This window comes from Dokdonia sp. MED134, from assembly GCF_000152925.2.
Lineage (GTDB): Bacteria > Bacteroidota > Bacteroidia > Flavobacteriales > Flavobacteriaceae > Dokdonia.
In genome coordinates, this window is the sequence record NZ_CP009301.1 from 1,426,721 (window position 1) to 1,439,060 (window position 12,340).

A 12,340-nucleotide genomic window follows, 5' to 3' on the forward strand; every position below is an offset into this window, starting at 1 on the left:
TCACATAAACAAACAAGCCTCACTCTTAATTGAGTGAGGCTTGTTTACTTATAAGCGATGTATTTACTTTTACTCTTCTATAGTAGCGGTGTTTTCTGTTACCTTTTTTCGGTTATCGCTTCCTCTTCTATCTATGAGTTTATTAAATGGATCTATACCAGCTTCTACAGGTTTTTGGTCTACGATGATATCAAAATTATTATTGATATCGCTCACCTTTATCTTCTGTAAGTATAGAACGTTCTCATCACCTGTCTCCTCATCTTCTTCACCAAATATACCAAGCTCTATATAATCACTTAGTGGTAATGATACTATTGCATCTTCTTCTCCTTCTGGAGTATAGGTAATACTGTCTCCTTGTTTTGAAACAAATTGTTTTTTACCTTTTTTCTGAGAGTGATATTTACTCACAAATGCTTTTACATTTACAGCATACTTACCATCTGGAAGTTCTGTATAACTAGCCTCATCTACTTTATTATCATACAGTGTGATTTTTTCAAACATATCTGTAATAAGATATTGCAATGAGTCTGGTGTTACCGCTCTTAAGTCATTTACAAACTCTGTAGCCGTAGGGTAAGGACTGGCTTTAAATTGATACTTCTCTGCAAACCTTTTGGCAACTCCATTAAAGACGTCTTCACCTAGATAGTCACTCATTGCATAAAGTACAAGTGACCCTTTTTGATAATGAATATACTGCTGGTTTTCATTATACATTAATGGTTGTTCTTTTATTTGCTCTGCTGTTCTACCTGTGAGATAACCATCCATAGCATCTTTTAAGAAACGACGCATTTGGGTTTTTCCATACGTTTTTTCTAACACCTTAAGTGAGCTATACTCAGACATACTTTCTGATAATAAAGTAGCTCCTTTTACTGGAGCGCCTATCACTTGGTGTGCCCACCACTGGTGTGCAAGCTCGTGAGCAGTTATAGACAGTGGGTAGTCTACCGCATCTTGATCCTCGTCATCTACATCTGCTACAAAACCTAAGCCTTCACTAAAAGGAATTGTATTTGCAAATGCTTGTGCAAAGGTTCCGTAAGCTTTTGGAAACTCAATAATACGTACCTGCTTATGCTGGTATGGGGTATAATTAGTCCCGTAATAGTCTAGTCCCTTTTTCATACCGTTCATCATACGGTCTAAGTTATATGTATGATCTGGATGGTGATAAATCTCAAGGTTAATACCATTATACACTTCTCTCTTCACCTCATAAGAAGCACTTAAGAAGGAGTAAAAGTTAAGCATCTTAGAGTCCATCTTATAGTGATAGTACTTGCGTCCATCTTCTTCCCACTCTTTTGTGAGGTATCCTGGTGCGATTGCAATTTGATCTGGAGCCGTGCTCAAGGTTGCCTCAAAGTCTATCCAGTCACTATATCCTCCTATGTAGTTACGATCTCTTGCTCCCGGGGTATCTGGGTCTGGCATTCTATCTTTAGGCGCGAGGTCATACTTTTTACGCACCTCTGTATTACGTATTTCAAAACGCTCATCATATCCTATAGAAGGAAACATCCCGTAGTTTACAAAAGTTCCGTTTGTAGAAATAGGAGACTTATCGTCTAAAAATTTGTTCTCCTCATTCTCCATTGTAAACTTAAATACCAATGTATCTCCAGGCTGCATTGCTTTCGCGAAAGCGTACATTTTATAGTTATAATCTTCATTATCATAAACAATCTCTGCCTCACGATCTAGTGTAATTTCTGTAGGGTAATCTGTGAGGTTTACGTGTAGAGTGTCTATGGCTACTGAATCTTTATTTACCATTGTAAATGTTGCCCCAGCTTTAAAATCACGCGACTCTGGATACATATCCATAAAAGTATTTACAGCAACAAGTCGTGGCTGTGGGATGCCGGCATATTTTCCTAAATCTCTTTCGGCCTGCACGCGTAATTCTTCTCTTTCTTTACCTGTGAGCAACTCATTTTCTACATTATTTATGTACCAAGAATAACTACCTATCGCTAAAAAGACAATGAGGCTTGCCACTGCTGTGGTAATGATGGGTGTAGTTAATCTCGCTTTCGCGAAAGCAAAACGCGCCTTTGCCGTAGCCCCCATACCACGCCTATAGAACAGTATAGCCGCCATAAGTAAAATGATACCAAAAGCAATCCAATATACCCTAAACGCATAAAAACGAGGTAGTACGGTACCATAACCATCAAAATCTGAAGGGCTAGGCGTTCCTCCAGAGTTAAAGTCAAAGATAGCTTGCTGGACACCTATCGCATTCTGAAGTAATGGAACTCCTATACCTATAACCAGTAAGGTAACCAGACCCACCCACTTATTTTTAATTAAAGTATGTACGAGTAATGCCAGTAATATCCACGGTACATATTTCCATACATTAATTAAAAATGCTTGAAATACGTAGAGATCTATCTGGTAGTCATAAAACCCTTTTAAGGTTTGAAAAGCGAGACCACAAAGTATTAATACAACTTGCAAAAAAGCTGTCATTAAGAATAATGAAATACCTCTAGAGACTAGAAAAACCCAATCTTTTGTAGGTGTTACATCTACAATCTGATTGATGTGAGCAGCCTTTGCTCTGTCCATTAAAAATCCAGAATATAAGTGTATGAGCAAGAATGAAAACAACACGATATATGCAGATGGCTCTGCGAGCATTGTCCACGTTTTTGGTAAGATTGCCGTATTATATATAAGTTGAGAGAAACTCATCATTACAAAGGTGAGTACAATAGCTAGAAACGTAATGATTATAAACGGCCAGCCAGTAATGATGTATTTAGTATCACTTTTTACGAGCTGCCATAGCGTTTTAAACTGCCCCACTATTGAGAAGTCTGTAGTGACGGCAGGCATCTCTATGCGTTGTATTTTACTAGAATTTTTCTTTACTGCTCTCACTGCCTTTTTCTTAAAGAAATTAAAGCGCATAGCGTGCTGCTGAAAGTTAAAACGTGCAATGATTAAAAAGAGGATTCCAAAAGATATACCTGCCCACAATAACCTATTGTAAAGTAAAGTACCCACCATAGGTATAGATTTATTGTTTTGCTCAACTGGTGTCCAGTACTCTGTGGCATCTGCTAGTGCCACATTTGCCATAGGGTCAAAAAGCGCATACCAGAATGTATCATCTGCATTATCTGCCATACTTGTCGCTATAAGCTGTATAATAATCATCGTGAGTACAGTCATAAATCCAATGTTGAGATTACGAGTAAACACGACTATAGCAAAAACAATCGCACTGTAAAAAAGCACATTAGGAAATATGATAAAAGCAAATGGCTGTACATAATTCCATAAACTAAAAGGACCTAAAAGCGCCTCATTAGATCCTGGAAGGACAGATCCTACAAGAAGACCTAATATGGTAGCGATAGCTATTAATAAGTTAATGGTTATTGCTGCCGAGAATTTGGCAAGTAAGTACTGCACCTTAGTAAGCGGGTACGAGTACAAAACATTGTGCATATTGTTTTTAAAATCTCGATCTATTGTGCCTCCTGTAATAGAAGGAATTAATAGATAAGCGAGCATTGCCAGCTGTGATAAAATACCCGTTATAGCCAGCGGACTATTAAGATAAACATTGCTAGTCACTGTAACATTATCACTACTAAAAACGCCTAAGCCAGCTGCCATTATAAGTACAGCTAGTAAAAACATTATGGCAGAAAATATATAAAAAAGCGGTTTCTTAAACCAAGTCCTTATCTCGTGTAGATAGATAGTACTAAACATAACTATGCTACCGTTTGAGATTGGTTCTTATTGAGTGTTGTAAAATACACATCTTCTAGTGTGGCAGCTACTGGTTCAAAACCTTCTCCTGGCATAATCTCGCTATAAACACGCACATCTAGATCGTTTGTATCATTAAAGCTAGATGATATTACATTATGGCTATTCTGTAATGCTTCTACACCTTCTCTAGAGGTTGTAGTTTTCCAGATATGTCCCTCTAGGCTTTGCACTAATTCCTTTGGAGTGCTTTGCGATAAGATTTTACCACCGTTAAGAATTGCCATATCTGTACATAATTCTTTTACATCATCTACAATGTGTGTAGAAAATATAACGATGTGGTTTGTCCCTATCTCACGTAATACATTTAAAAATCTATGACGCTCTGCTGGATCAAGACCTGCTGTAGGCTCATCTACAATAATTAGTTTTGGGGTATTAAGTAATAACTGGGCGATACCAAAGCGTTGCTTCATCCCTCCAGAATATCCTGCTACGTGCTTATTGCGCACATCACTTAGGTTAGTCACCTCAAGCGCTTTATCTACAATAGCTGTACGCTCCGCTTTATTTGTAATTCCCTTTAGGCTTGCAAAATAGTGTAGCAAGTCACTGGCACTCATTTTAGGGTATACTCCAAACTCCTGAGGTAAGTACCCAAGTGTTTTTCTAAATTCAATTTTGTTGTTAAGTATATCAAGTCCATTAAAGTCTATCTCACCTGTATCTGGCTCTTGTAATGTTGCAATAGTTCTCATAAGAGAAGACTTTCCTGCCCCGTTAGGTCCTAGTAGACCAAACATTCCTGCCTTTATATCTATGGTTACATTATCAAGGGCTTTTACACCGTTAGGGTACGTTTTTGAGACATTCTTTAAACTTAAAATCATATATATGGTTTTTGTTAGTGCATAAGTATATCAATAATACATAATGTTACACCACAAGAGCGCATATAAAAGAATTAATCACCTGCTGCATATGCTCAATGACTAATAGTTCCTTTGTAAGTAATGCATTACAAGATAGTATATAGAAAAATTAATGCATAAAAAAAGGCTCCCATTTCTGGAAGCCTCTGTGGGCGCTAAGGGATTCGAACCCCTGACCCCTTGGGTGTAAACCAAGTGCTCTGAACCAACTGAGCTAAGCGCCCGATTATTTTTAGACAAGTTTATCGTTTCTTGTTTGTGGGCGCTAAGGGATTCGAACCCCTGACCCCTTGGGTGTAAACCAAGTGCTCTGAACCAACTGAGCTAAGCGCCCCGACTTATGTAGTCAAGTAACATTAAAAAGATAGCGTTGCCATTATTTCAATGCGGGTGCAAATATAGAATTAAAGTTTTATAGTGTAAAATCTTTTGCAATAAAAATTAAATTATTTCTGCTACGACAAAGGTGCTTCCGCCTATAAAAATAAGATCACTGGTTCCTGCAACTTTTTTTGCGGCCTTAAATGCCTCTTTTACACTAGGATATGCTTTACCCTTAAGTCCTAAGCCTTCTGCTTCTTTTTTTAAGTGTTGTACCTCCATTCCTCTTGGCACGGCAGGTTTACAAAAGTAATAAGAGGCATATCCCGGAAATAATGGTAAAATACTCTCTAAATCCTTATCTGAAACTACGCCAAGTACAATATGTAAATTCTTATAACGCTCCTTACCTAATTGATTCATCACATAAGTGAGCCCTTCCTTATTGTGCCCAGTATCGCAAATCACCTTTGGCTCTTCTTGCAATATTTGCCACCTTCCCTGGAGGCCCGTATTTTTTACCACGTTCTTTAATCCCTTTGCAATATGCTGGATCCCTACGTGAAAACTCGCTCCCTGCAACACAGAAAACGCTACTTGAACCGTACGTATATTATTTTTTTGATAATCCCCCACTAGGTCAGATTGCATAGGCATCAAGTCAAAATCGTAGGCCTTGTGAAGGGGTGCATTACGCTTTCGCGAAAGCGTACTAAAGACCTCCTCTGTCTCTTCATTATACTCACCTATTACAACAGGGACATTCTCTTTAATAATACCTCCTTTCTCTGCGGCTATAAGCGGGATGGTATCACCCAAAAACTGCGTGTGATCCATACCAATATTTGTTATAACCGAAAGTACAGGCGTAATAATATTTGTAGCATCTAGCCTACCTCCTAAGCCTACCTCTATGATCGCAATATCTACTTTTTTCACAGCAAAATATGAAAAGGCCATCCCTACAGTCATTTCAAAAAATGATAGTTGATGCTCTTCAAAAAAGGCTTTGTGTTTTTTTACAAACCCCATTACAAACTGCTTGCTACAAAGCTCACCGTTTATTTTTATGCGCTCTCTAAAGTCTTTAAGATGTGGCGAGGTATATAGCCCCACTTTATAACCTGCTTCTTGTAAAACAGATGCCATCATATGACTAGTAGATCCTTTACCGTTTGTGCCTGCTACGTGAACGGTTTTAAATGTGGTATGAGGATTACCTAGATGTGCTGCTAGAAGATTTATGTTACTTAGGTCTGCCTTGTATGCAGCAGCTCCCTTACGTTGATACATAGGTAGCTGATTAAAAAGCCAGTCTAAGGTTTCTTGATATGTCATTGTGGTATAAAGATAGGTGTTACAACGATTAGTCTGAGAGACTAAAGCGGTATACTATTTTTCCTATTTGTTTTGAAGGCGCTTTTGAGTCGGCATTAAATTTTGTGGCAAGTGCTGCTGCTTTTGCCGGCTCTAAGAGACATCGTGTGTTATTTGTAGTGCCTCGCACTCCTGGCGTAGCTTTTATAACTTTACCGGTACGGTCTACCTCAATACTCACTACAACTACTCCTGACTCATTACACTCTTGCTGGCGTTTTGGTTTTCCTAGCGCTTTACGACCACCTAACTGGTAGTTACCATCACCATCTAGACCTCTTCCGGTACCATAATAACTAGATGCGTTAGGGTCACCATTAGGATCGCCCTTATCTCCAGCTTGGTTATCATTACCTTCACCTCCTTGTGCTACCCCATCCTTTTTAGGACCATTAATAAGTGCGTCTAGTGCACTTGTGGTAGACTTATCTGGTTTAGGATCTGGCTTTGCTTCTTCTACTGGTTTTTCTACCGGCTTTTCTTTTGGTTTCTCAACCTTAGGCTTGGGAGTTTCCTTTGGTTTTTTTTCTATAACCGGAGCATCTTCTGTGTCTTGCGTGACAACCTCATCCTTAATCTCTGGTTCTGGAGGAGTGGGCTCTGGTTGTGGTGCTGTATTTTTTGGTGCAGATGCCACAGGTTTTGTAGGCTGTACATTACCAGAACCTACACTAGAGGTTCCAAAGTTTACGGCTATACCTCCTTCTTCTGGCGGGTCCATATAATTCATACCCACCATAAACATAAGCAATAAAATGATCGCCATAATAATACTACTTATGGTGAAAGATTTGCGTTTATGTATGGTATCTAGGTATGCCAAGGTATATTTATTTAAGAGTGTAATTACGCTTTCGCGAAAGCGTACCAAAAACCATTTATCAATTAGTTAGGCCTTACAGCTAGTACAATTTTGTACTTATTACGGTTTGCGATATCCATAATCTTTACGGCATTTTCTATAGGCACTCCTTCTTCTGCTCTTAGTATAATGGTAGGTTCTTCTACTCCGGCTAGCTCGCTATTGATAAAGCCTTCTATACCGTTTTCTGTCACACGCTCCTTGTTTACATAATAGTCAAGGTCTTTTGTGATGCTTACAGATAGGTTTTGCTTGTTACTGGTTTTTCCTTTTGCTTTAGGCAAAATAAGATCTAGGGCATCTGGCGTGATAGCTGGTGAGGTTAACAGAAAGAATACAAGTAGTAAAAAGACAATGTCTGTCATACTACTCATACTGAACTCTGGGCTCACTTTATTTCTTCCGCGCAGATTCATACTAGCTAGGCTCGTTTAATAGGTCTAAGAAATCTACCGCATTTGCCTCCATAGAGTGTACTACTTTATCTGTACGCACTACAAGGTGGTTATATCCCATATAAGCAATAATACCCACAATAAGACCAGCAACTGTAGTAGTCATCGCGGTATAAATGCCCTCTGCAAGAGTACCCATCTCTGCTTGTCCAGAACTTGTTGCAAGTGTATGAAAGGCAAGTACCATACCTATCACAGTCCCTAAGAACCCAATCATAGGAGCTGCTCCAGCTATGGTAGCGAGTACACTCACATTGCGCTCTAGTTTATAGACTTCTAGTTTTCCTTGATTTTCTATAGCTGTATTAATATCCTCAAGAGGGCTTCCTATGCGAGAGATTCCCTTTGCGGTTAATCTAGATACAGGAGAGTTAGCCTGAGCACAGTATATTTTTGCTCCTTCTATGTTACCAGAAGCGACATTATCTCTTATTTGATTCATAAAATTACCATCTACTTTTGAAGCTGCTTTTATAGCAAAGAGTCTTTCAAAATAGATATAGATAGCCACAAAAAGTAGTACAAATAGAACGGCAATAATGATAATTCCCGCTGTACCTCCAGTTAAGAGCAAATCTATGATAGATAATGTCTTCTCTACGGGCTCGTCTGTAGCAAGTATATCTGCCGCATCTTGAGCTCCGTCTTGAATAAGTGTATTAAGCATATGTTTATTAATTGAGGCTTTAGAATGAAACGAACGTTATTTTAGAAAATTGCCTAGACTTAAGCACCCATTGTTCCTCCCGTAAGAAGAACAAAGGCAATAGCTCCCGCAGCAAACCCTACAAAGGCTAACCACGTGATCTTTTTAAGGTACCAGATAAAATCTATCTTTTCCATTCCCATAGCTGCAACTCCTGCCGCAGAACCTATGATAAGCATACTTCCTCCTGTTCCGGCAGAGTATGCAATAAAGTGCCATAGTAAACTGTCTGTCTCTGCAGTATACATACCCATAGAGGCAGCCACAAGTGGCACGTTATCAATAATAGCAGATAGAATACCTAGTATTACTACCACAACATCTTGATTAGGTACCGCTCCATTAAGAATCTCTGCAACATAACGCAATGTTCCCACTGGATCACCAGCTTCAGACACACCATATACAAGACTTTCAAGTCCTGCTACTGCCATTAATATTCCTAAAAAGAAAAGGATACTTGAGATCTCGATACGAGAAAGTGCTTTGTGAGCACTGTATAAGTGCTTACGCTCTTTTGTGAAGTCTTCTTCTGGGTGAATGTACTCAGATACTAACCACACTACACCTAGTGCAAGCATCATACCCATATAAGGAGGTAAGTGTGTTATTGTCTTAAAAATAGGCACAGATACTATCATACCTAGCCCTAAGAAAAGCATTGTTTTACTACTTAGTAATCTTCCAGCTTCTTCATCTTCTTGTGTGTCTACAACTATATCACCTTTAAAAGCTGGCAAGTAGGTTGCAATAAAGAATGGTATAACAAAACAAATTACAGAAGGTATAATTACAAACTTAATAAGTCCCATTGCTGTAACATTATCTGCAATCCAAAGCATTGTAGTGGTAACATCTCCAATAGGTGACCAAGCTCCACCTGCATTTGCAGCAATTACTACCATTGCAGCAAACCAAAGACGTTGCTCTCTGTTTACAATAAGCTTACGTAATAAGGTTATAAGTACAATTGTAGCGGTAAGGTTATCTATTATAGCAGAAAGTATGAATGCTAGTATCCCTATAATCCATAATAACTTCTTCTTGCTACGAGTTCTTACAGCTCCTTTAAGAACTTCAAAACCTCTGTGAAGATCTATAATCTCAACAATGGTCATCGCCCCTATAAGGAAGATAAGTATCTCTGCTGTTTTACCTAAGTGGTGCAAAAGTGTGTTGTCAAAACCGTGCTCTGCATCGTGCAGGGCATCTCCCGTAAGAGGCACCCCATTAGGAAACAAGCTATAAGCTTGCTCATAGGTGTCTATTACGTCAAACCAGCCTAGATGAAAACCTACGGCTAGAAATGCCCAGATAAGTGATGCCATAATAAGTGCAGGCACTGTTTTATCAAGTTTAAGAGGATGCTCAAGGGTTATAGAAAGGTACCCGATAATAAAAATGAGAATAATTACTGATTCCATATGTATATAAAGTTGGTGTGATTATTACATCTTACAGATGTAAATATTAAAGTAATTCTTTTAATGCAATTTCAAAAGCTGTCTTGCTTATATTTTGTTTTGAACTGTTATTCTGATACGTATTTTCTATCGCATTACGTATAGTTTGTGATGTATCGTTAAAGATTGCATCATCTGTCATTTGCACGCGGCGCTCCATAAAGTATGCAAATACTCTTGCCATACCACAGTTTGAAATAAAGTCTGGTATAAGACTCACCTTTGCATCTGTATGCTCCATTATAGGTCCAAAGAAAATTTCTTTATCTGCAAACGGTACGTTTGCTCCACAAGAAATAACTTCCAGCCCCGTATCTATCATTCTATTAATTTGATCTTCTGTAATAAGACGAGAAGCTGCACAAGGAGCAAAAATCTCTGTCTCAAGATTCCATATCTCCTCGTTCATTTGTGAGAATGGTATCAATCCTTCTGTAGAGGCGTTAAGTGTATTACCTGTTTTATTAAGATACATATCTCGTATCTCCTCAAAGGTAAAACCTTCTTTGTTTATAAAACCTCCTACAATATCTATAATACCTACTACTTTCGCACCCATTTGCGCTAGGTAGTAAGCCGCTGCTGCACCTACGTTACCAAAACCTTGTACCACGGCACGCTTGCCCTTTACATCACCTCCGTAAATATCATAATAATGACGTACTGCCTCTGCAACACCATAGCCAGTAATCATATCTGCTACAGTATACTTGCGTGTTACATCTGGAGAAAATGACGGATTTTCTATCACCTTTATGACTCCTTGTCTAAGTTGTCCTATACGGTTAATCTTATCTGCCTCTGTAGGTTGAAAGTGCCCAGTAAAAACGCCTTCTTGTGGGTGCCATACGCCACTCTCTTCTGTAATAGGTATTACCTCGTGTATCTCGTCTACATTAAGATCGCCTCCCGTACCATAATAACTTTTAAGTAGTGGTGACACGGCTTTATACCAGCGCTCTAGTACTCCTTTCTTACGAGGATCTTTTGGGTCAAAGTTAATTCCTGACTTTGCTCCACCTATAGCTGGACCAGAGACCGTAAACTTAACCTCCATAGTTTTTGCTAGAGAAAGGACTTCATTTTTATCAAGTCCTACACGCATACGTGTACCACCACCAGCGGCACCTCCTCTTAAAGAGTTAATAACTACCCATCCCTCTGCTTCGGTTTCTGGGTCATTCCAGTGAAAAACAATCTCTGGTGACTTATCTTCGTATCGCTGTAAAAGCTCTCTCATATATTTGATTAAGTAAGGCCCAAATATACAAACTTGAATCACCTTCTAGAAGAAGTGTGCATAAATTAAGAATCATATAACATTCCGCTAGAGTGGTCTTGTGATGCTCCTGTGACACTTGCAAGGCAATTAGGAAGTCCTTCAAGCCTTAAAACCCCTAATAAACCAAAAACGAGAGCCTCTTTAAATTCAATAAGTTGCGCATCTGGCACTACCAGATTTAACACAGCTCCCTTGACCCTATTTGCTTTATACTGAGCTTGCACACGACCTAGTAAATAGCTATTGTAAGCTCCTCCTCCGGCGACTAAAACTGAGGTGTTTTCTTTAAACTGAGTCGCAATTTGCACAGCAATATGCTCTGTAAACGTCGCCAGCACATCTATATCAGAGACTTTATAAGATTCAATTATTGGGAATACTTGTTCGTGCACCCACTCTATCCCCAGAGATTTTGGAGCTGGAGAGCCATAATATGGTAAGCTATTCAGTTCCTTTAATAAGGGAGCGTGTACGGTTCCCGCTTTCGCGAAAGCGCCCTCATCATCATACGGCTTACCCAACTTATGAGCATATGTATTGAGCACAACATTAACTGGACAAATATCATATGCCAGCCGAACTCCATTTTCATCAGTCGAAACATTTGCAAATCCACCAAGATTGAGACAATAATCATATGTACCAAACAACAGCTTATCTCCTATAGGAACAAGCGGTGCGCCTTGCCCACCTAGCGCTACATCTTGCACCCTGAAGTCGCAAACCACTTTATGACTAAGCAACTGAGCAAGCTCTGGAAGATTACCTATCTGTAAAGTAAAACCATCTTGTGGCTGGTGTAATATAGTATGGCCGTGAGAACATATCGCGTCAATATCCTTTATATGATGCTGGGCTATAAAAGCGTTTATAACTTGAGCTAAATACTGGGTGTATGATTTATTTATAGCTGTTAACTCGTCTCGAGAAAGAGTATGTGCAGTACGAAGCTTACTCTCCCACAAGTCTGTATAGGCAATTGTTTCTGCATTAATTATCTGAGCATCAAAAACCGGATAGGCTTCTCCAGATATTTGCGGTGACATACTAATTTTAATAAGCGCACAGTCTATTCCATCTAAGCTGGTACCGCTCATCACACCTATAACGTTATAGTTTTTTTGTTCCATCACCCTAAATCTATTGAGAAAAGCACAAGAAACAAGTATATTTGTAGAGATTTTTTACA

General features: G+C 39.0%; 9 protein-coding genes and 2 tRNA genes. All 11 read right to left on the reverse strand.

What is annotated here, in order from left to right:
• Nucleotides 1–69 precede the first annotated feature (69 nt).
• Nucleotides 70–3,750 carry an ABC transporter permease/M1 family aminopeptidase gene (locus MED134_RS06355; protein WP_021778201.1) on the reverse strand — a complete coding sequence of 1,227 codons (3,681 nt, stop codon included), beginning with the start codon at nucleotides 3,748–3,750 and terminating at the stop codon, nucleotides 70–72.
• Nucleotides 3,751–3,752: 2 nt separating this feature from the next.
• Nucleotides 3,753–4,643: an ABC transporter ATP-binding protein gene (locus MED134_RS06360; protein ID WP_021778200.1), complete on the reverse strand. Its 891-nt coding sequence runs from the start codon at nucleotides 4,641–4,643 to the stop codon at nucleotides 3,753–3,755.
• A gap of 191 nt (nucleotides 4,644–4,834) precedes the next feature.
• Nucleotides 4,835–4,909: transfer RNA gene (locus tag MED134_RS06365), tRNA-Val, on the reverse strand.
• Nucleotides 4,910–4,944: 35 nt separating this feature from the next.
• Nucleotides 4,945–5,019: transfer RNA gene (locus tag MED134_RS06370), tRNA-Val, on the reverse strand.
• Nucleotides 5,020–5,126: 107 nt separating this feature from the next.
• On the reverse strand, nucleotides 5,127–6,344 hold the full coding sequence (locus MED134_RS06375; protein WP_021778199.1) for a bifunctional folylpolyglutamate synthase/dihydrofolate synthase: 1,218 nt from the start codon (nucleotides 6,342–6,344) through the stop codon (nucleotides 5,127–5,129).
• 28 nt (nucleotides 6,345–6,372) lie between these two features.
• Entirely contained in the window at nucleotides 6,373–7,206 is an 834-nt protein-coding gene (locus tag MED134_RS06380) for a hypothetical protein (protein WP_035325465.1), read from the reverse strand.
• 62 nt (nucleotides 7,207–7,268) lie between these two features.
• Nucleotides 7,269–7,661 (reverse strand): ExbD/TolR family protein, encoded by a 393-nt coding sequence (locus MED134_RS06385; protein WP_021778197.1) that lies wholly within the window; start codon nucleotides 7,659–7,661, stop codon nucleotides 7,269–7,271.
• Between the two features lies 1 nt (nucleotide 7,662).
• Nucleotides 7,663–8,367: a MotA/TolQ/ExbB proton channel family protein gene (locus MED134_RS06390; RefSeq protein ID WP_021778196.1), complete on the reverse strand. Its 705-nt coding sequence runs from the start codon at nucleotides 8,365–8,367 to the stop codon at nucleotides 7,663–7,665.
• A gap of 59 nt (nucleotides 8,368–8,426) precedes the next feature.
• On the reverse strand, nucleotides 8,427–9,830 hold the full coding sequence (gene nhaD / locus MED134_RS06395; protein WP_021778195.1) for a sodium:proton antiporter NhaD: 1,404 nt from the start codon (nucleotides 9,828–9,830) through the stop codon (nucleotides 8,427–8,429).
• Nucleotides 9,831–9,876: 46 nt separating this feature from the next.
• The gene (locus MED134_RS06400) at nucleotides 9,877–11,109 is read right to left on the reverse strand and encodes a Glu/Leu/Phe/Val dehydrogenase dimerization domain-containing protein (protein WP_021778194.1); all 1,233 of its coding nucleotides are present in this window, start codon (nucleotides 11,107–11,109) and stop codon (nucleotides 9,877–9,879) included.
• Nucleotides 11,110–11,174: 65 nt separating this feature from the next.
• Nucleotides 11,175–12,281, reverse strand: coding sequence for an anhydro-N-acetylmuramic acid kinase (locus MED134_RS06405; RefSeq protein WP_021778193.1), 1,107 nt, complete (start codon nucleotides 12,279–12,281; stop codon nucleotides 11,175–11,177).
• Between the last annotated feature and the right edge of the window lie 59 nt (nucleotides 12,282–12,340).